The following is a 19,385-nucleotide window of genomic DNA, read 5'->3' as shown; positions in this document are numbered from 1 at the left end:
GCTTACAACCCCAGTCACATGACGACCTCAATAGAGAGGCATCTGCCAAATTGCTTACCGTGCTTTATTTTCCGTTTTCTGAGCCGACCGCTTCTTGAGCTCTTGCTCGACGAGCGCCTTCAATGGCGCCTCGCCGAAGTCACGCAAGGGCGTGCCATTGACGAAGAAGCCTGGCGTGCGATTCACCTTCAGCGCCTGCATGTCGGCGATGTCCTGCCGCAACACCTGGTCGACGGCCGGCCCATCGGCATCCGCTCTCGCCTTCGCCATGTCCAGGCCGATGTCGCCAATGACGTCCCAGATCAATAGCGGCTGGGGCCGGTCATGCGCGGCCCACTGCGGCTGCGCAGCCAGCGCCCGCTCGAGCGCCTCCCAGTATTTGTCCTGCAGCCGCGCCGCCTCGATGATCCGCACGGCCGTATCCGACCCGTGGTGCAAAGGCGCATTTCGCACGACGAGCCGGACCTGGCCGAAGCTCGCGTTGACGATGCGCTTGACGATCGGATAGAAAGCGCGGCAGGCCTCGCAGGACGGATCGAAAAACTCGACGATCGTCACCTTGGCCGCCGGATTGCCGTAGATGGGCGAGTGCGGCCTGACCAGCGCGTCGCTGTGCGTCTGGGCCGCCGCCGTCACCTCCTGGTTCGTGCGCCCCGTGAAGACCACGACCCCTGCCGCGAAGGCCAGAACGACCACGGCGACCGTCGCCAGAACCATCCACTTCCTGCTCATGCCTTTTCCCTCCTCATTGAAAACCACAGCAGCACCAGGATGCCGCTGAACGCCGCCAGCGACAGCAGCGGAATCGGCATCAAACCGGCCACCTGCACATCGATATCGGTGCAGGACGATCCCTGGCCGCAGGGCACGAGGCCCTCGGACACCACGCCCCAGAAAACCATCAGGTGGTAGGCAGCGATGCCCCATCCCACCGCGGCCAGTGGCAAGGCGTAGCGCGCACAGCGAGGGTCCGAGGTGAACAAGCCCATGCCGAGCACCAGCACCAGCGGAAACATCGCGATGCGCTGATACCAGCACAGAACGCAGGGTGTATTGCCCATAACCTCGCCCAGGAACAGTGCGCCGGCCGTGGCCAACAACGCCAGCAGCCAGGCCAGGAACAGCGGTGTCCAGAACGTGGCATACCGGCCGCCGTGGCGCGGCCCCACCGACTGTGCTGTGCTCATCGTTCGGGCGGGGCGAAACTGGCCATTGCATTCGCTTCGACCGTCGACACGCGGCCGTCGGCCGCCTTGAACGAGAGCGTCAAGGGCACGACCTCCGCCACCTTGATCTGCTTCTTCAGCCCCATCATCATGATGTGCAGTCCACCGGACTTCAGCTCGTTCGTCTGGCCGGCCTTCAAGGGAAGTTGATCGACTGCGCGCATGCGCATGATGTCCTTGTCCATCGACATCTCGTGCACTTCGACGACACGGGCGACCGGCGAGCTGACGCCGGTGAGAACGACATCTTTGTCGGCGGTCAGGCGCATAAAGGCGCCCGTGGCCGACTGGCTCGGCACGGTCGCACGCGCCCACGCCCCGTCGACCCGCACCTGCGCATGGACGGCTGACGCCGCACCCAATATCAACAAGGCTGCGGCGATGCGCGCAAGTCGACGATTCGAAACAGCAATGCTCATCATCCAGTACTCCCTTGTCCGGTTTGTTGCCCGTTTGGGCCCGGCCTGAACGCCGCCAGCACCAGCAGCGCCGCACTGCCGACGATGAAGATGTCCGCCAGGTTGAACGCAGGCCAGTGCATGTCGCGCCAATGCAGATCGAGGTAGTCGATCACCGCGCCAATGCGAACCCGGTCGACGACGTTGCCCAGCGCGCCACCGATCAGACCGACATAGGCCACGCGCTCGACAGGACTGCCGACGCCGCGCCACAGCAGCCCGGCGAGCACGACACTGACGGCCACACCCAGCACGGTCAGCACATGGCGCTGCCATCCGCCGGCATCGGCCAGGAACGAAAACGCAGCACCCGGGTTGAGAACATGGACCAGATTGAACCACTCGGTGACCGCGATGCTCGCGCCCAGCGGCAGATTCTGCGCGACGATCCACTTGACGCCCTGGTCGAGCGCCAGCATTGACGCGGCGATCCCCATCAACAGCCACCAGCGGTCGCTCGAGGCGGCGGCCACAGGGTGGGGTTGCGCCGCGCTGGCAGAGGGGGGGGTCATCGGTCGCGGCCTTGCAGCAGCCGTTTCAGTTCGGGCGGGATGCCCATCGGCGCGAAGGCGCTGACGCTCGCGCCGCCGGTGTTGCCAATTGGCAGGAGGGGGCCAAGCGGCACCAGCGCGAGTCGCATCAGCTGCCCGACCACTTCGCGCGAGTCACCCGTTTCCCAGCCGACCCGAAGCATCCACCCATGCACGCGCAGGTGCGCACTGAAGTCCCGCTGCCCCAGCACATGTGCCCGCTCCAGGGCAGCGAACGCACGCCGGGGGTAGCCGGCAAGCCGGTGCCGCGCCGACACGGCTATCTTGGCCTCGAAGGCCTCGATCCGTGGTGATGCTGCTCCGGTCATGACACGCCCTTCGCCGTTCTCTGCAGACGCAGGTCGTCGTTCATCACCACCATGTCGGCCTGCGTGAGCGCGGGCGGAGCATTGGCCGCGCTCTTGTTCGTGAGTCGCAATCTGTGGCCACTGGCCGTTGCCCCGATCATTATCATAATTTCCATCTGGCCATCATACGTCCGGCTTGAGGGTGAAGCTTCGGAAAGCTGCAAGTTGTGCAGGCTTTCAGCGAATTTCAATCGCCGTCGTCACCTCGCTCACAAATATCCAGCCGGCGTCTGGCAGACCCGTATGCGCTGCTGTCGTGATGGCGGCAATCAGCTCCTCGACCACTTCATCGGCACATACGAGGTCCAGTTTGTATTCGGAGACGACGGCTTCGGCAAGATCCAGGGAGTAGTGCTGCTGCGCTGGGTCCTCACTCGCCAAGGGCCGCTGCACCTGGGAGACCGTGATGTTGTGATAGCTGATGTCGGCAACCTTCAGATCGCGCAGCGCCTGAAGCACGTTGGCGATGCGGTGCTGCCGGATGAATGCCTTAATTTCCTTCACGTCAGTTCTCCTTTGGATTTTTCATGATTGCCGATTCGCTTACTCAAAGCGGACAGCGATACGCGTCCCTTCATCCATCTCGCAATAGCCTGCAGGCGCTTGCCGAGCGGGCCAGGTCAGGGTGCATCGCAGCACCGCGCCATCCGCCGCGCGCAATTCCGGGTTGGCCGAGTAGTCGTAGTGTTCGCTATCGCTTCCAGCCGAGATCCCGCTGTGACGCCGGCCACGACTGTCGTGCTGTTGCAAGGCCGAGAGGTTGGCGTTGCGGCGTATCGCGAAGTCCTTGGCGGTGAAACGCCGCCCCTCGACCTCCAGGAGCATTGCCGGCGCCCCGCGCCCCTCGTGACTGAAGGTGCCAACCGTGACGCTCGGGTTTCCACTTGCCGGCGCAAGCGCGTGCGTATGCCCTGCGCAACCGGTAAGCGTCAGCGCGGTCAGACCGACGATAGCGAACACCGTATTCATCTTTGTTCCTTTCACTGTGAAGTTCTGGTGCGACGCTCGCGGCGCGTCTCGACCCACTCGTACATGAGCGGCAGCAGGAGCAGCGTCAGGGCCGTCGAGGTAAGCAGGCCACCGACGACGACTGTCGCCAAAGGCCGTTGTGTTTCCGCGCCAACGCCCTGCGCAAGCAACATCGGGATGAGGCCGAGGATGGCCACCGAGGCGGTCATCAGTACGGGCCTCAGGCGTAGCGCCGTCCCCTGGCGTACCGCGTCACGGATCGACAGGCCCTGGCCGCGCTGGTCGTTGAGAAATGACACCAGTACGATACCGTTCAACATGGCTACCCCGAACACGGCGATGAAGCCAATCGCAGAGGGCACCGAGACGTACTGGCCGGTTATCGCCAGTCCGAAGACCCCGCCAATTGCCGCGAAGGGCACGTTGGCAATAATTAGCGTGGCGAGGGTCAGCGAGTTGAAGGCGGTGTACAGCAGGACAAAGATGAGTCCAATGGTGAGCGGTACGATAAGCGCCAGTCGCGCCATCGCCCGCTGCTGATTCTCGAAAGCCCCGCCCCATTCAATCCAGTAGCCTTCGGGAAGCTTCAGCTGACTCCGAATTTTCTCGTCCGCTTCCTGGACGAAACCGTCCACGTCGCGGCCTCTCACGTCCATCTGCAAGACAGCATAGCGGCTCAATTGCTCGCGGCGCACGAAGGTATAGCCCTCGTCCATCTCCACCGTCGCCACGCGCGAGAGCGGGACCATGGCGCCGGATGAGGTACGCACCGGGATATTACCGATTGCCTGCGGCGTATCACGGAATGCTGCATCGAGACGCACCTGAATGTCGAAGCGGCGTACGCCATCAATGAGCGTGCTGACAGCCGTCCCGCCGATTCCGGCCTGCACCATCTCCAGAATCTCGTCAGCGTTGATCCCGAAACGCGCGGCTTCTTCGCGGTTGACCTTCACGACCAGTTGCGGCTTGCCCTTGTTGGCTTCCAGAGACAGGTCGGCGACGCCAGGTACACTGCTCAGGATGCCCTTGCTTTCTGCGCCCAGGCGGTCGAGTTCGGCGAGGTCTGGTCCGTAAAGTTTGAGGGCAAGCGTTGCACGTACGCCCGAAATCAGTTCTTCGACCCGCATCTGGATTGGCTGGGTGTTGCCTACCACCACGGTCGGTAGCGCCACCTCCAGGGTTTCCTTCATGCGGTCTGAAAGTTCCGGTATGGACATCTTCTCAGGCCACTCAGCTTGCGGTTTAACCTCTACCAGCACCTCCATGTAGTTGGCGTCGGCGGTTTCGCCCTTTTCTGCGCGTCCAATGGTGGCCAGCACCATCTTGGTCTGTGGGTACTCTTTCTTGAGTACATCATTCATTTGTTGCGAGACGCGTATCGACTCCTCCAGCGAAGTCGACGGGATGCCAGTCGCTCTGAACATGATGGCGCCTTCCTGGAGCGTCGGCATGAACTCCTTGCCGAGGAAGGGGAAGGTGGCGAGGGCCGAGACGAGCAAGGTCAGCGAAGCGACGATCACCTTCTTCTTGTTTTCCAGCGCCCAGTCGAGAACCGGCAGGTAGCCAGCCTTGATCCAGCGGACCAGAAACGTGTCTTTTTCTTCCTTGGGTTTCAGGATCAGCGCGGCGAGCACAGGCACCAGGGTAAGCGTGAGAATCAGCGAGCCCACCATGGCAAAAGTGATCGTGAAGGCCATGGGTTTGAACAGCTTGCCCTCCAGACCGGTCAGCGAGAAAAGCGGCAGGAACACCACGATAATGATGAGAATGGCAAAAGCGATCGGGTTGATGACCTCGCGCGCAGCTTCCAGCATGACGTGAGTGCGGTTTACGACCTGACCAGTCTTATGCGAGAGCAAGCGGAAGGCGTTCTCCACCATGACCACGGCACCGTCCACCATCATGCCGATGCCGATCGCCAGACCTGCCAGAGACATGAGATTGGCCGACAGCCCAAAATATTGCATCATCAGAAAGGCGAACAGCATCGCCAGCGGCAAAGTGGCGATCACGACCACTGCCGAGCGAATTTCCCCGAGGAACAGGAAGAGCACGATGGCCACCAGGATCGATCCTTCCACGAGGGCGCTTTCGGCGGTCGCGAGCGCCTTGTCGACCAGCTCGGTTCGGTCGTAGACCGGCTTGATGCTGACGCCAGGAGGTAGTGCCTGGCGCGCGAGATCGAGTTTCTGCTTCACCGCATCAACGACACTCTTGGGGTTTTCGTTGATCCGTGCGAGGGCGATACCGAGAGCCACCTCCTTGCCGTCGCGCGTCACTGCCCCGAAGCGCAGCGCCGGGCCTTCCTTGACTTCGGCCACCTCGCGCACGTGGATCGGCACGCCCTCGCGCTCGGCAATGACCACGTTGCCAATGTCCGTGGTGTTGGCCACCAGACCAAGGCCGCGAACCAGATATTGCTCCTGGCCGAGGTTGATGTACTGTCCGCCCACCTGCCGATTATTGGCGGCAAGCGCTTCCATGACGGCCTTGAAGGAGAGTCCGTACTTGATCAGTTTTTCTGGATTGATCTGGACCTGGTATTGCTTTTCCTGCCCACCCCAGGTGGTGACGTCATCTACCCCCGGCGCGGTGCGCAACATGAGACGCACGGTCCAGTCATGCAAGGTGCGCAGGTCCATGGCCGAGAGTTTCTCGTCGGCCGATTCCACGGTGTACCAAAAAACCTGGCCAAGCCCCGAGCTGTTCGGTCCGAGAGAAGGCTCGCCATAGCCTGCGGGTAAACGTTCCTTGGCCTCCTGCAACTTCTCTCCGACCAGGCGCCGGGCGAAGTAGATGTCCACATCATCCTTGAAATAGACACCGACGTAAGACAGGCCGAATAGGGAAACCGAGCGAATCTGCTCGACCCCCGGCAGGCCAGCCATGGCCGTTTCAATCGGCGTCGTGAGCAGTTGTTCGACATCTTCGGCGGCCAGTCCAGGCGACTCTGTATAGACGTTGACCTGGTTCGGGGTAACGTCCGGGAACGCATCCACCGGGACGTTGAGAAAGGCGCGGACGCCAAAGAAAGCCATCAGCACGAAAGCCAGCAAGACGAGCAGCTTGTAGCGCAATGAGAGATCAACGATACGGTTCAGCATGGTTTTCCCCTCAGTGCCCGTGACCTGCGCCAAGCTCCGACTTCATGATGCGTGCCTTAAGGGCGTAAGCGCCCGCCGTCACCACCCGCTCGCTCGCCGCCAGGCCACTCTTGACCACCAGGCGCCCACGCAGCTTCTGCCCGAGCACGACATTTCTCGGCTCGAAGCCGTCGCTGTCCTCGATAAACACCGTGGGCTGACCATTCATCAACACGACGGCCTCGGTGGGGACCAGCAAGGCTTTGACTGTCGCACCCTGTCTGGTCGTCTCGATGGTACGAATGGCGACGGTGGCGAACATTTCCGGTTTGAGCCGGCCGTCCAGATTCGTCACTTCCACACGCGCTTGCACGGTACGGGTCTCCTTGTCGACCACTGCCGCGATGTAGGTCAGCGTGCCCTCGAAGGACTCGTCTGGATAGGCGGCGACGGTAACAATCGCACTGGCGCCTACCTGGATGCGGCCGAGATCCTTCTCGAACAGATCGGCTGCGATCCACAGTTTCGACAGGTCGGCGACGACGAAAAGCGGACTGTCTGGCTGGGAGAGCTCGCCGAGGATGGCGTGCTTTTCGATTACCGTTCCGGCGAACGGCGTGCTGACCGGGAAGGTCGATCGTGCTTTACCGTCGCCCGTAGGCGAGGCATCCACACCCAGCATGCGCAGCCTGTCCCTGGCCGCTGCGAGAGCGGCCTTGGACTTCTCGTACTCGGCATGGGCGCGCAGATGGTCTTTCTGGGCAATGATCTGATCGCCGTGCAGCTTCTCGGCGCGCTCGAAGTCGGCCTTGGCTACCGACTGCTGGGTCGCTGCCTGCAGGTAAGCCGAGTACGCATCGCCGACTTCCAGGCTATCGAGAACGGCCAGCGTCTGCCCGGCCTTTACCTGGTCGCCGAGATTGGTTTTGACATTGACGATGCGCCCAGGGACGCGTGGCGCCACGTGCGCTATGCGGTCTTGATTCGGGCGGATGGTGGCGGTCAGGGTGAGCGGTTCGCTCACTTCCTGCACCAGTATTTCTGCGCTCTCGATGCCGGCAGATTGAATCTCTTCGGCACTGAGCTTGAGTGCTTCCACCCCCCCTGCTTCATGCTCGTCGCCGTGGCCGTCCCCGTCTTTGCTAACCTCCCCAGCGTGTGCCCCGGCTTTCTCGCCCGCAGCGTGTTCGCCTGGCTTCTCGGCAGCGGCGTGCTGCTCTTCGGCGCTGCTCATTGCCGTGCCGGCTTGGGCGGCGGTGGCCGGAGATTCGGTCTTGCCACAGCCGCCGAGAATCAGGGCGGAGAAGCCGAGTGCGAAAAGTGCAGCCCGATGCGCCGGGAGTACGTGGAATAGGTTGTTCATGAATGATCTTTCAATGGATACGTTTTCAGGTGACGGGTGCGGTGTGCGAATCGGTGATGACTCATCACGAGCCTTTCGGCTGCCGATGCCAGCCCGCTGCCTGCTCGAGTTCGATGCGCACCAGGGCCAGATCGGTCATGGCCTCCAGCACTTCGCGGCGGGTATCGAGAACTTGCCGGGTTGCTAGCAAGAGTTGAGTGAGGCTGATCTCACCGGCCCGGTAGCCTGCTACGGACAGACGCTTGTTCTCGTTCAGGCGTTGCAGGACAACTTGATCGAGCTGCTTTACCCGACCACGCAGGCTTTCCCGCTTCTGCCACAGAGCCAGGACCGTTGCGCGCGCGTCCCGATTGGCCACCTCGCGCTCGATCTGGGCTTTGCTCACGTCGGTGACCGCTCTGCCGATGCCGGTGGCGTTGCGGCGAAACAGTGGCAGGGGTAAGGAAACGGAAACGCCGGTGATCTGCTCGCGTGCATCGCTTGATCCTTCACGGGCCGTGAAAACGCCAACAGTCACGTCCGGGTATGCCGCGGCACGCTCCAAGCCCAGGCGACTGCGGGCGGCCTGCTCCTGGTACTCCAGCGCACGTAATCGCGGCCGGCCAGCGGCTGCGGCCAGCAGCTCGTCCAGGGTGTATGGCGTGGCCACTTCGGAGGCCAGTGTCCCTCGTACTTCCGGCAGCGCTTCCGCCGGCAATTGCAGTGTGGCGGCGAGATCTGCGCGGGCCTGGATGAGCTGTTCGCGCGCCGCTTGCAGCTGATTGTCGGCGCGACCGAGCTCAACCTCCGCGAGATTGCTGTCGAGCTTGGTATCTTCGCCCGCCGCGAAGCGTTTTCTTGCCGCTCCAGCAGCATCCCTGATCAAGCTGACCAGTTCAGCCTCGGTCGTAGCGCGCGTCTGCAAGCCCAATACCTGGACGAACTTCTGCTCGACCTCGGCGAGGACCCGTCGGCGGGTCTCTTCGATGCTTTCCTGGAGTGCGGCCAGATCCTGCTCAGCCGCGCTGCGACGATAGCCATGCTGACCTGCGATCTCCAGGGTCTGGGAAAGATCGGCACCCCACTCCCGCAGGGTGTCATTTCCCTGGCCCGGGAGAGGAACCTTGCGGCGGGCCTGTTCGGCGGTTAGTTGCGGGTTGTTCCAGAGCAGGCCACGGGTATCAGCGAGTTGCCCCTCGGTGGCGGCCAGATCGGCTTGCGCTGCCCGAAGTTGGGGGTTGGCCGCTTCGGCAATCTGCAAGGCCGCTGCCAAGGTCAGGGGTGACTCTGCAGCCAGCACCGCCGACGTGGCGGCCGCCAAGATCAGCGTTGTGATGAAGCGGGCCACACGCCCACGATGAATATTTGAATGCATGTCTCGTTGAAATCTCCGTTTGATACCCGCGCATGTAGGCGGCAAGGCGACCAGAAAGTTGGCCTTGGATTTATCAGTTGTTGCCGCGGGAGGCGCGCTGAAAGCCCGTATTGGCAGGCGTTTGCCGCCGATTTGCGCGATTGCGCCACGGTTCTAGCTTGGTGGCCGCCATTACTCTGAAGCACCGTTTGCGACGGCCGCTTAGCCCCTGTTCGGGGGCTTAAGGAGAGAATTTGCGGTTGAAAGCTGTGGACGTTCCGCCGGATCAGACGGCGGGCGCCCAATTGGGTCGTTCTGGACCCTGGAGAAAAACGGAGAGGGGAAAGCGAGCGGGGGGGGCGACAGCCGAAGATGCTGGCGTGGACAGCAACACTGGGGCAGGAGAGATAGCGACACCGACACATCCGAGGTGACACGAGATGCAATCGGTATCAGAAACGGTTGCGGCTGAATCGACGTCGTCGTTCTGGTTGGCCGCCTGATGCTCGTGTACGTGATGGCCAAAATGCTGCGTGTCCGCACTCCGCTCGTCATGCGGACAATAGCCGCCCGCCAGGCCCCAAGCAGCCTGGAGCGGCGCCACTACTAGCAAGAGGATAAGGACGAGGCGCTTGATCACGGGCGCAGTATAGCTAAGAAGCCTTGCCTCTGCGTCGGTTTCATCCGCTGGTTTCCCGGGAAGGTAGGTGGTTTTTGCACGTTCGTCATAGCAATGCCGATTGGTCTGGGCGGTTGAGATGGTAGCCTTCGAGCCTGAGATATCGGGTATCACGGTCGCCTCTGGAATACCGGTTCGCACCCGAATGCAGTGCGTACGGATATGCCAGAGGCGTGGCCGTAACAAAATTTTTACGGATCGAAACTGCCGCCAACATCACCGTAACTCAAAGACGAAGAGCTCAGATGTTACCCCGCACCTTTTGTATAGATTGCCTGCATTCGCGCGCGCTCGGCGGGGGTAATATTCTTTAGCTCATTGAGCACTTCGGCTCGAGTTTTGCCCGGCCCGACGCTTTTGACAGGAGCCGGATAGTTTTCCAGAGACTGTTGGTAGCTCCCGTCTGCCTTGGCCTCCTGCAATTCCTGCATGACCTGGGCGGTGGTCTTGGTGGACTTCACATGATTGGGGTGAAACGTGTAGCCCACCTCGCCTCTCGATAAATGCATCTCCGATTCGGCCAGCGCAAGCGTCGGTGCGGCGAGGGCGATGGAGAGGATGGGGAAAAGTATGGCGGTACGAATCAACATAATGGGTTTCCTTCTTGTAGGCGAAGTGGAATTTGATGGAACTTGAAAACACGCTGGTGTGCGGTAACGATGCCGTTTGGGTTGAACGTTCGGCACGGGAGGTACGATAGCGCGCCGAGCACGTCAATTTGCGAACTGCCAAATTACGAATTCGTAATCCTTTTGCATCGCCGATCCCGCGATAATTCGCGTATGAAGATCCTGGTCATCGAAGACGAATTGAGGCTTGCCGAGTACCTACGCAAGGCGCTTACGGAGAACAGCTACGTCGTTGATGTCTCACACAGCGGCCCGGCCGGGTTGCAGCTTGCGCTGAACGGCGGATACGACGCCGTCCTTCTCGACGTCATGCTGCCAGGGATGGATGGTTTCGCAATCGTGCACGCGCTTCGACGACAGAGCGCTGTGCCGGTATTGATGCTCACAGCGAAGGACAAGGTTGAGGATCGGGTGAGGGGCCTGCAAACTGGGGCCGACGATTACTTGGTAAAGCCCTTCTCCCTTTCCGAGCTACTTGCCCGGGTGCAGGCCCTGCTGCGTCGCGGAACAAGAGAGCCCCGAGGTCCGGACGCCCATATCCTCAGGCTGGCGGACCTCGAAGTTGATCTCGCGCGGCGGCGGGTAACGCGAGGCGGCGAGCGCATCAACCTGACCGCTAAGGAATTTACGCTGCTCAGCCTCCTACTGCGCCGACACGGGCAGGTGATTTCGCGCGCAGCACTGGCCGAGAAGGTGTGGGACATGAGCTTTGACAGCAATACAAACGTCGTCGAAGTAGCCGTGCGTCGCCTGCGAGGCAAACTCGACGATCCGTTCTACGAGAAACTCCTTCACACCGTCCGTGGAATGGGCTACGTCCTAGAAAGCCGAAAGTCATGAAGACGAGTGCTCCAGTGTCGATAGACCACTGGTTGTCTCGTTGGCTCGCTGTGCAGGCTCTTCTAGGGCTTGGGCTAGTCTGTGTGGCGGTGTACTTCGTCACGAACCTCAGTTTCGTGGCTCGCCAGAGTGAAGAGCTTCAGCACAAGGAGGAAGTAATCCGCCATCTGGTGGCTGAAATTGGAGCCGAAGACGAATTGACCAGCCTGCGTCACAAGCTTGACGATTTCTTTGCCGGCCATGCTGATCTTCAGTTGCGCCTGAGCACCCCCGCTGGCGCTCTCGTCTACAGCACCGCATCTACCACACAAGCCGCCATTTCTCAGAGGCAGCTTACTTTTGATATTCCGTCCATGCTATTCGGCACATCGGCCCTTCGCGCCCAGATGACGCTGAACACGGAAGCAGATGCTGAACTAATGAGACGCTTGGCGTGGACGCTTCTAGCGTGTGCCTTGGCCGGTTCCGCGTTGATCTACCTGAGTGGCGTTTGGCTCGTAAGACGGGGACTGGCGCCGATTCACGACCTCGCCCGGCAGGCGGCAGCACTAGCCCCGGACAGCCTTGACCAGTCGCTGGATGGGTCAGGCCAAGCTGAAGAGTTGCAGCCTTTGGTTACGCAGTTCAACGCGCTCCTCGCGCGGCTGGACTACGCCTACAAACAGCTGGATGGCTTCAATGCGGACGTCGCACATGAGTTGCGAAATCCCCTGACAATACTGATTGGCGAGACGGAATTGGCGTTGAGTGGCAATCGAGAAGCGAATGAATTGAGGGAAGTCCTCGGCTTAAACCTTGAAGAACTGCGGCGCCTTGCCGGCCTCGTTAACGACATGCTGTTCCTGTCAAGAGCCGCTTGTGGCGCGCTCGCACGACGAGATCGTATTGATAGCCTGGCGATGATCGCAGCCGAAGTCATCGACTATCACGACGCGTCGCTACAGGAAGCTGGCCTACGTGCTGAGGTGCAGGGAGACTCTTCAGGCTTCTTTGACACAGCGTTGCTACGCCGGGCACTGTCAAATTTGCTATCGAATGCAACCCACTTCGCCGATCCAGGCTCAATCGTTGAGCTGGCCATCGACTCCGACGCGACAAATGCCGTCAAACTTTCGGTAAGCAACATCGGCCCGACCATCCCGGAAGAGCACCAATCTCGCCTGTTTGATCGCTTCTACCGGGCGTCACCTGCGCGTGAACATAGCGAAACCAACCATGGTCTAGGGTTGTCGATCGTCGCCGCCATCGCGCGCATGCATGGCGGCAAGACATTCGCAGAGTCCGCGATTGGCAGGACGACCGTTGGTTTCGTGTTGCCCATGGGGAGCACGCAACCAACGACTCCAATCTGAGAGCAATTTGCTACTGACGCACCAGCCTTAGAGCGTTAGCCACAACCAGCAGACTCGCGCCCATATCAGCGAATACCGCCATCCACATGGTGCCCATACCGAGCAGCGTGAGTACGAGAAAAACGACTTTGATGCCCAATGCCAGCGCGATGTTCTGTACCAGTACCGTCCGGGTAGTGCGCGACAGGCGGACAAAACGCGCAATTTTGTTCAGGTCGTCATCCATCAGTGCGACGTCAGCAGTCTCGATAGCCGTATCGGTACCCGCCGCGCCCATGGCAAAGCCGATGTCAGCTCGCGCCAGGGCCGGTGCATCGTTGATGCCGTCACCCACCATGCCAACCTTGCCTGTTTGCGCGTAGCGTTCGATAGCGCGCAGCTTGTCTTCCGGCAGTTGATCGCCCAAGGCTTCGTCAATCTGAACCTGGGCCGCGATGGCTCGCGCGGTATGTGCGTTGTCGCCGGTCAGCATGACTGTTTTGATACCCAACTCATGTAGCGCCCGGATCGCGGCGCGGCTACTGTCCTTGACCGTATCGGCCACCGCAAACAGGACCAGCACGCGCTCGCCATCGGTGAGCAGAATGACCGTCTTGCCTTGCTCTTCCAATTCACCAAGCCGAGCCTCCAGGGGAGGAGTACATACGCCAAGCTCATGGATCAAGCGATGGTTACCAAGCTGATATTGCACGCCGCCAACGGTTCCGAGCACACCTCGCCCTGGAATGGCGGCGAAGTCCGCTACATCAAGCAGGACGGTGTCGTTCCGTTGTCCGCTTGTGGCTATGGCGTGAGAAACCGGGTGATCGGAGCGTGCAGCAAGACTGGTGGCCACTCGGACGGCATCCACTCCGTCCGTCTGATCGAGCAAGACCGTATCGGTCAATACCGGTTTGCCGTGCGTGATGGTGCCGGTCTTGTCGAATGCCAGCCACGCGAGCTTGTGACCTTCCTCAAGATAAACACCGCCCTTGATCAGAATGCCGTGGCGGGCTGCTGCTGCCAGACCGCTGACGATGGTGATGGGCGTGGAAATGACCAAGGCGCACGGACAGGCTATGACCAGCAGAACCAGCGCCTGGTATACCCAATCCTGCCAGCTGCCACCAAGTAGCAGGGGCGGCACAAGGGCTACCGCGATGGCGAAGACGAACACCGCCGGCGTGTAGATCTTGGCAAACTGATCGACGAAGCGCTGGGTTGGCGCACGTGCGCCTTGCCCTTCTTCGACCGCGTGAATGATGCGTGCCAAGGTCGAATGCGTGGATTCGGCAGTAACCCGGAATTCGACGGAGCCAGATTGGTTGATTGTCCCGGCAAATACACTGTCTCCAGCCGACTTGTCGACCGGCAAGCTCTCGCCGGTAATAGGCGCCTGATTGATGCTTGATCGCCCAGCCGTCACGACACCATCGAGGGCGACGCGCTCGCCTGGTTTGACGCGCACGATTTGGCCGATGGTGACAGCCTTGGCTGGCAGTTCGGCCCAAGCACCGTTCGCTTGCCGTACTGTCGCCATTTCCGGCGTCAACTGCACCAGGCTGCGAATGGCATTGCGTGCCCGATCAAGTGACTTCGCTTCGATCAGCTCGGCAACAGTAAACAAGACCATGACCATGGCCGCTTCCGGCCACTGGCGCAGCAACACCGCACCCGTCACGGCAATGCTCATCAGGGCATTGATATTGAAATTGCCGTGGCGCAACGCAATCCAGCCCTTCTTGAAAGTGCCGACACCGCTGATTGTTATGGCGACGAGAGCGAGCAGTCCGGACAACCATTCTGGCAATCCAGCCCAATGAACAATTTCCGCGCCAAGAGCAGCAACCCCGGCCAGCGCCAACGGCCACCAAGGCTTACTGACTGCCTCGGTGGGCGCGCTGCCTTGGCTGCTTGCTTCCATTGGCTCGGTACTCATGCCCAAGTCACGGATGGCCGTCTCAACGGCAGGTAGCGTGTTGTTCTGGTGGACAACGGTCAGGACCCGCTGCATGAGGTTGAATTCCATCCCGCTCACCGTGGCTATGCCACCCAGCTTGTTGCGGATCAACGCCTCCTCGGTCGGGCAATCCATCTGTGCGACGCGTAACCGAGTGAGTGTGTAGCCGGCCGGAATTTTGGCTGTGATCAGACTGGCGTTGCCTGATGCCGATGTTGGTAAGGGATCGGCAGCGCAACACTCATGACCATGGTCGTGCGAATGCCCATGATCGTGATGAGCGGGCAAAGCGTCGTGAGCATGAGACTGATCGTCGCCGCATGCGTGGTGAACATGCGTAATTTTCACGGGGCGAGAGGGCATGGCGTCGTCGAATTGTTGGTATATTGTCCATTTCACACCCTGAAGTTACTATAGGGTCAAGTGTTTTGGAGACTACCCGTGAAGATCGGTGAACTCGCCCAAGTGGCGCAATGCACGGTGGAAACCGTGCGTTACTACGAAAAGGAAGGACTGCTATCCGCGCCGGCACGGACGCGGGCCAACTACCGCAGCTATGGCGAGCTCCACGTCGAGCGGCTTCGCTTTATACGGAATTGTCGTGCCCTGGATATGACGCATGCGGAAATCCGCACGCTACTGGGTCTGATGGATCAGCCTGCCGGTGATTGCGGTGGCGTCAATCAACTACTGGACGAACACATTGCCCACGTCGACGTGCGTATGGCCGAGCTGTTCCAGCTCAAGCAGCAGCTCAGTGAGCTGCGTCAGCGCTGCCAGAGCGACCAGGCCATGGACGCCTGTGGAATCTTGCAGGGGCTGGCGTCTATGGAAACAGAACCTCGGCATGAACGGCACACGCACCTCGGTTAATCGAGGTCTTGGCGTACAACTTTTTCCCGTTTCGTGAGCTGATTCCTCAAATGGCGGCTGGTGACACGGCTGCTTGTTCTACCCCCACACTGTGGATTCGCCCAGCAGGAAACCATGTCGACTGACGCTTGCCAGTTCTACTACGAGTGCCGCAACTGCAAGAACCTGCTGCGCCCCAACTCCGGCGACTGTTGCGTATTCTGTTCCTTCGGCTCGGTAAAATGCCCACGGATTCAGGCGCAGAACAGGAGTTGCGGGTAATTCCAGGCTTTCCCCGGCACCGTCGACAGCCCGCCTTTGCGCGGGCTGTTTGCGTCATGGCGCGGCGAAAAGGCTTAGCGTGCTCTATTTTCCGTTTTCTGAGACGTCCCCTAGCTTCGAGCAGCAGCGCTACCGACCTTCCGACCTCAATCTGGTGAAAGTTCGCGTTCGACGGATGAGAAAGCCGTCGTTCGTGGCCCCGTAGTGTTGAACGACCGCTGACCGTCTCATCGCAGTCGTTCCTGGTGCGACAACCCAACGGCCCCTCCGGCCGAGAACCTGCCCCAGAGGCTACACCGCCAAACGTCACGTTGAACGGTGGCAGCGGCCGTTCAGAGGTCTCGTTTCTTCGCGACGGCAATGACCAGGTCGTGGTCGAGGCAGCACGAACGCGCCACGATTCGCCGCCGTCGACCAGCCGTCACACCACAGCCGTAGCGCCCCCTGGATGGCACACCCCTCAAAGCCGCTTCTGCAAATTGCTCACCCACAGCCACAGGGCGTACGAGATCGAGACGATCAACAAGGGTGGCAGCAGCGAGGGCATCGGCAACGGCACGATTATCCAAACGGCAAGTCCTACCAGAACGGCCCATAGCACGCGCACCCCGAGGCTGTGTCGGATCGGGCTCCGGGCCAGGAAGGAATACTTGCGGATTTCCCGCACGAGCTGGCCGTCGCTGTAGGCCGCCATCACCAAGGGAATGCCTGGCACCAGCCATCCCATCAACACTTGCAGGCGGTAGGCGACCAGGCCGATCCACAACCAGGTCGCGACGATCCGGCCCTGCGCCCAAGCGCTGAGGTCGGAACTCCCAAAGGGTCCCTGCCCTGTCGATTGAGCGTCAATGATGAAGCTGCGAAAATCCGACGCCAGCGATTTTTCCATATCGTCCAGGGTACGACCGTAGACATCGCTCTCACCCTTGCCAGCAATCGCGTAGACCGCCGCCCGTTCGGCGATCCAGGCATTGCGGATCGCCGTCGGCGGAATGAACGCCCAGGTGGCCGCCATGAGCAGAAACAGCGCGACGGCAATGAAGGTACTCCAGGCGTTGTCGGTGCGCGCAGGCCTCATGGCTGCGTCAGCAGGATGGGAAACCGCCCCTTGAGCGTCCGGCCGCCCGAAAGTCGGGCGATGAAATGCAGCGGCGGCAGTTCACCCAGCATCGCCGCCGGAAAGAATTCCGCCTCCGCCGCCATGATCTGTTCCTGATAAGACGCGGTGTATTCGTCCTGCACGTGGCTATCGACGTTGTGTCCGTAACGCAGAGCCATCGACCGCACCTTGATCTGCGGCATGCCTTCGGCCAGGTATTTTTGCGTTTCGGAATCCAGAACGCGCAGGGCGATCTTGTTGTTGGTGTTGGCGAGCACCTGGCGGGCCTTGTTTTCGTCGCCAAGTCGGCTGGCAAAGTCGGCAAAGGTCTGCGTCGCGATAGTCACCCGAAAATCCGCGCCGCGGCCCTTGTTCATGAGTTGAATAGCCGGCTGGTTGAGCACCTCGGCGGCTTCGTCGATGAACAGATTGACCGGCGTCAGCGAATCAATGCCGTAGTTGTAGCGGTCGCCCGCCACGGCGGCGAGATCGGCCAGGAGGATGGGGCCGATCGCGCTGCCCACCGTCGAGTCGGCGAGCGAATCCAGACCGATGTAGACCACCTTGTTACCGTGGATGATCTTCGACATGTCGGTCACCAGCCGCTCGTGGCCGGGCTCGAAGTCCGGTGACAGGAGCGCCTGCAGGGGGTCGCTGGTGAGCATCGAGAGAATCGGAATCAGGGAGGCGACCATCTTCTGGAAGTGCTCGCGATTGTGCTCGTAGGTCGAGATCAAGCCATCGAGATCCACCGACTGCGCCTCATGGATGGCGATCTCCCGATAGAAGGCGATGTAGGCTTCCAGCAGCCGCTGGTAGGCCTGGTAACCGCGGCAGGCCGCCGCGAAAGCACATCCGACGGCGAGCAGCGCCGAGAACTGGGAGAACAACGGAACCGCCCAGGAGAAGGCGATGATCAGGGCCGACGCGAGCGCCCAGACCAGCGCCATTTTGGCTTCAAAATTGGGGCGCCACGGAACCTCGAAGTCGTAGGGCGACGAGACGGCCATCATGCGCTGCTCGACGATGGCGCCGACGGATGGCCGGCACGCTTTCCTCTGTCGCGCGTTTGGGCGTGCGCCGTGACCCGCTTCGCCGGATCGAACGTCTGGTCGGGCTGGATCGTCGGCGCTGCGAAGGCGCTGGACTGATCCAGGTCGGGCCAGCGATCGGCGTCGCACTCACCCCTGAGAAGCAGCGGTTCAGGGAACTGGCCGCCCGAGCCTGTGCGCACCATTGCACTGAGGTCGACGACCGGCGTTTTCATCGGAGGCAAGCGGCGCTCGATGCTAACCGGCGTCAGCGCCCAGCCGCCGCACCCGCATCGTTCGCCTGGAAAAGCAGGTGCATGACGGCAATGCCGGCCCAGATCGCTACCGGCCATTCGGCCGCTGGAATCCAGATCGTGAGCACCAGCAGCCCCTCGATTCCAATCGATAGCAGGGCGAGAGCGCCGGCAAACCGACGATTGAAAATCCTGCCGTGTCTGGACACGGCGAGAATGAATCCCACCCAGACCACGGCGCTGAGGACGGCTACGTCCAGCGATCGGCCCCTGACGAGCTGTTCCGTCAGGCCGCCAAGAAGTGTCGCGCCCATAGCCAGCCAGACAAAGCCTGCCGAGTCCGGCATGGATTTCCAGTCACCACGAAAGCTCAAGAGGCGCCAGCAGTGCGACGCCAGGGATGTGATCAGTCCGGATTGTTCGTTGCGCATGTTCTCCTCCTCCGTAATGAGCGCTCCGCCACCTTTCCGATCCACCGCGAGCGGCGCCGATCGAGACGCTATCCCGAACCATTCTACGGATGGCTGAAAAAAAGCAAGTCCCCGAAAAGCGTCCTTTCGGGCCGCTTTTCGGAAAAAGTTATCCACAGAAAAGGCCCCTCAGAAAAGTTATCCACGTGACAACGCTCTCAAACGCCATCCGCCGCAAACCCAGGCGACAAGGGGCTTCCAGAGGAGGAGCAAAGTTATCCACGTGATAACGCTCTCACGAGTACGTGACAACGCTCTCAGCACTACGTGACAACGCTCTCACCAACTCGGCTGCAAGCCTTGCGTGGCATGGCTTTGAGGGCCCCCTCAAGTAGTTACAAGTAATATTCAAGTATCTTTACAAGTAAAGGGGGTGCCCCGCCTGTGGATAACCTGCTGACGCCGCGCCAATCGGGCGGGCAGAAGTCCCTGCGTGCCGACGCCGTGCAGCGAAGTCAAGGATCGGAGAACAAAAACCCGCCAGCCAAGGGAAAAGCGACCAATCCCACAGCATGGCCCGGAGAGGGTGGTGGTAGTCGGCGAAAACCCGGTTGCCAGGACGGCCGTGCAGAAGATTGGCGAAGGCAGGGCTCTTGACGCCTACGCAGCGGACGCCCGAACTGTA

23 protein-coding genes are annotated in these 19,385 nt (G+C 60.9%); 4 read left to right on the top strand and 19 right to left on the bottom strand.

What is annotated here, in order from left to right:
• Positions 1 to 54: 54 nt before the first annotated feature.
• From QZ648_RS12195 to QZ648_RS12140, 13 genes are all read right to left on the bottom strand, one after another.
• Positions 55 to 732, bottom strand: a complete 678-nt coding sequence (locus tag QZ648_RS12195) for a thioredoxin domain-containing protein (RefSeq protein ID WP_291997200.1) — start codon at positions 730 to 732, stop codon at positions 55 to 57.
• Positions 729 to 1,187, bottom strand: a complete 459-nt coding sequence (locus tag QZ648_RS12190) for a disulfide bond formation protein B (protein ID WP_169068445.1) — start codon at positions 1,185 to 1,187, stop codon at positions 729 to 731. The genes QZ648_RS12195 and QZ648_RS12190 overlap by 4 nt, the downstream gene beginning before the upstream one ends.
• Complete coding sequence (locus QZ648_RS12185; protein ID WP_291997199.1) at positions 1,184 to 1,648, bottom strand: copper chaperone PCu(A)C; 465 nt, start codon at positions 1,646 to 1,648, stop codon at positions 1,184 to 1,186. Before QZ648_RS12185 ends, QZ648_RS12190 begins: the two co-directional genes overlap by 4 nt.
• Positions 1,645 to 2,157: a signal peptidase II gene (gene lspA, locus QZ648_RS12180; RefSeq protein WP_291997198.1), complete on the bottom strand. Its 513-nt coding sequence runs from the start codon at positions 2,155 to 2,157 to the stop codon at positions 1,645 to 1,647. The genes QZ648_RS12185 and lspA overlap by 4 nt, the downstream gene beginning before the upstream one ends.
• Positions 2,158 to 2,192: 35 nt before the next feature.
• On the bottom strand, positions 2,193 to 2,543 hold the full coding sequence (locus tag QZ648_RS12175; RefSeq protein ID WP_169068448.1) for a DUF3703 domain-containing protein: 351 nt from the start codon (positions 2,541 to 2,543) through the stop codon (positions 2,193 to 2,195).
• Positions 2,540 to 2,773, bottom strand: a complete 234-nt coding sequence (locus QZ648_RS12170) for a hypothetical protein (RefSeq protein ID WP_291997197.1) — start codon at positions 2,771 to 2,773, stop codon at positions 2,540 to 2,542. Before QZ648_RS12170 ends, QZ648_RS12175 begins: the two co-directional genes overlap by 4 nt.
• Positions 2,760 to 3,086, bottom strand: a complete 327-nt coding sequence (locus QZ648_RS12165) for a P-II family nitrogen regulator (protein ID WP_291997196.1) — start codon at positions 3,084 to 3,086, stop codon at positions 2,760 to 2,762. Before QZ648_RS12165 ends, QZ648_RS12170 begins: the two co-directional genes overlap by 14 nt.
• 39 nt (positions 3,087 to 3,125) lie before the next feature.
• Positions 3,126 to 3,551, bottom strand: coding sequence for a hypothetical protein (locus QZ648_RS12160; protein ID WP_291997195.1), 426 nt, complete (start codon positions 3,549 to 3,551; stop codon positions 3,126 to 3,128).
• Between the two features lie 11 nt (positions 3,552 to 3,562).
• Positions 3,563 to 6,658, bottom strand: coding sequence for a CusA/CzcA family heavy metal efflux RND transporter (locus QZ648_RS12155; protein WP_291997194.1), 3,096 nt, complete (start codon positions 6,656 to 6,658; stop codon positions 3,563 to 3,565).
• A gap of 10 nt (positions 6,659 to 6,668) precedes the next feature.
• Positions 6,669 to 8,000, bottom strand: a complete 1,332-nt coding sequence (locus QZ648_RS12150) for an efflux RND transporter periplasmic adaptor subunit (protein ID WP_291997193.1) — start codon at positions 7,998 to 8,000, stop codon at positions 6,669 to 6,671.
• A gap of 64 nt (positions 8,001 to 8,064) precedes the next feature.
• Positions 8,065 to 9,354 (bottom strand): TolC family protein, encoded by a 1,290-nt coding sequence (locus tag QZ648_RS12145; RefSeq protein ID WP_291997192.1) that lies wholly within the window; start codon positions 9,352 to 9,354, stop codon positions 8,065 to 8,067.
• Between the two features lie 265 nt (positions 9,355 to 9,619).
• Positions 9,620 to 9,973 carry a DUF2946 family protein gene (locus tag QZ648_RS24965; protein ID WP_366144130.1) on the bottom strand — a complete coding sequence of 118 codons (354 nt, stop codon included), beginning with the start codon at positions 9,971 to 9,973 and terminating at the stop codon, positions 9,620 to 9,622.
• A gap of 287 nt (positions 9,974 to 10,260) precedes the next feature.
• Complete coding sequence (locus QZ648_RS12140) at positions 10,261 to 10,602, bottom strand: DUF4148 domain-containing protein (protein ID WP_291997191.1); 342 nt, start codon at positions 10,600 to 10,602, stop codon at positions 10,261 to 10,263.
• A 192-nt stretch (positions 10,603 to 10,794) separates the two neighbouring features.
• On the opposite strand from QZ648_RS12140, the gene QZ648_RS12135 reads away from it, so the two are divergent.
• Positions 10,795 to 11,481 carry a heavy metal response regulator transcription factor gene (locus tag QZ648_RS12135; protein ID WP_169068069.1) on the top strand — a complete coding sequence of 229 codons (687 nt, stop codon included), beginning with the start codon at positions 10,795 to 10,797 and terminating at the stop codon, positions 11,479 to 11,481.
• Positions 11,478 to 12,833: a heavy metal sensor histidine kinase gene (locus QZ648_RS12130; RefSeq protein WP_291997190.1), complete on the top strand. Its 1,356-nt coding sequence runs from the start codon at positions 11,478 to 11,480 to the stop codon at positions 12,831 to 12,833. The genes QZ648_RS12135 and QZ648_RS12130 overlap by 4 nt, the downstream gene beginning before the upstream one ends.
• Before the next feature lie 10 nt (positions 12,834 to 12,843).
• On the opposite strand, the gene QZ648_RS12125 is transcribed toward QZ648_RS12130, so the two are convergent.
• Both QZ648_RS12125 and QZ648_RS12120 read right to left on the bottom strand, forming a co-directional pair.
• Positions 12,844 to 14,907, bottom strand: coding sequence for a heavy metal translocating P-type ATPase (locus QZ648_RS12125; protein ID WP_291997189.1), 2,064 nt, complete (start codon positions 14,905 to 14,907; stop codon positions 12,844 to 12,846).
• 53 nt (positions 14,908 to 14,960) lie between these two features.
• Complete coding sequence (locus QZ648_RS12120) at positions 14,961 to 15,107, bottom strand: hypothetical protein (protein WP_291984624.1); 147 nt, start codon at positions 15,105 to 15,107, stop codon at positions 14,961 to 14,963.
• A gap of 106 nt (positions 15,108 to 15,213) precedes the next feature.
• Between QZ648_RS12120 and cadR the strand changes: the two genes are divergently transcribed.
• Positions 15,214 to 15,645: a Cd(II)/Pb(II)-responsive transcriptional regulator gene (cadR, locus tag QZ648_RS12115; RefSeq protein WP_169068071.1), complete on the top strand. Its 432-nt coding sequence runs from the start codon at positions 15,214 to 15,216 to the stop codon at positions 15,643 to 15,645.
• Positions 15,646 to 15,702: 57 nt separating this feature from the next.
• Positions 15,703 to 15,906: a GDCCVxC domain-containing (seleno)protein gene (locus QZ648_RS12110; protein ID WP_169068076.1), complete on the top strand. Its 204-nt coding sequence runs from the start codon at positions 15,703 to 15,705 to the stop codon at positions 15,904 to 15,906.
• Positions 15,907 to 16,366: 460 nt separating this feature from the next.
• Here QZ648_RS12110 and QZ648_RS12105 read toward each other — a convergent pair whose 3' ends face one another.
• Genes QZ648_RS12105 through QZ648_RS12090 form a run of 4 tightly spaced genes read right to left on the bottom strand, consistent with a single transcriptional unit; the run spans position 16,367 to position 18,721 of the window.
• Positions 16,367 to 16,984 (bottom strand): DUF4400 domain-containing protein, encoded by a 618-nt coding sequence (locus tag QZ648_RS12105; RefSeq protein ID WP_291997188.1) that lies wholly within the window; start codon positions 16,982 to 16,984, stop codon positions 16,367 to 16,369.
• Positions 16,981 to 18,018 carry a TraM recognition domain-containing protein gene (locus QZ648_RS12100; RefSeq protein ID WP_291997187.1) on the bottom strand — a complete coding sequence of 346 codons (1,038 nt, stop codon included), beginning with the start codon at positions 18,016 to 18,018 and terminating at the stop codon, positions 16,981 to 16,983. Before QZ648_RS12100 ends, QZ648_RS12105 begins: the two co-directional genes overlap by 4 nt.
• A complete protein-coding gene (locus QZ648_RS12095; protein ID WP_291997186.1) occupies positions 18,015 to 18,272 on the bottom strand; it encodes a hypothetical protein in 258 nt (85 codons plus the stop codon). The genes QZ648_RS12100 and QZ648_RS12095 overlap by 4 nt, the downstream gene beginning before the upstream one ends.
• Before the next feature lie 32 nt (positions 18,273 to 18,304).
• Positions 18,305 to 18,721 carry a hypothetical protein gene (locus tag QZ648_RS12090; RefSeq protein ID WP_291997185.1) on the bottom strand — a complete coding sequence of 139 codons (417 nt, stop codon included), beginning with the start codon at positions 18,719 to 18,721 and terminating at the stop codon, positions 18,305 to 18,307.
• Positions 18,722 to 19,385: the final 664 nt, after the last annotated feature.

The sequence above is a fragment of the Candidatus Accumulibacter sp. ACC012 genome (assembly GCF_907163155.1).
Taxonomy (GTDB): Bacteria; Pseudomonadota; Gammaproteobacteria; order Burkholderiales; family Rhodocyclaceae; genus Accumulibacter; species Accumulibacter delftensis.
Note: the sequence above shows the minus strand (reverse complement) of the source record. Positions and strands in the feature narration are given on the sequence as shown.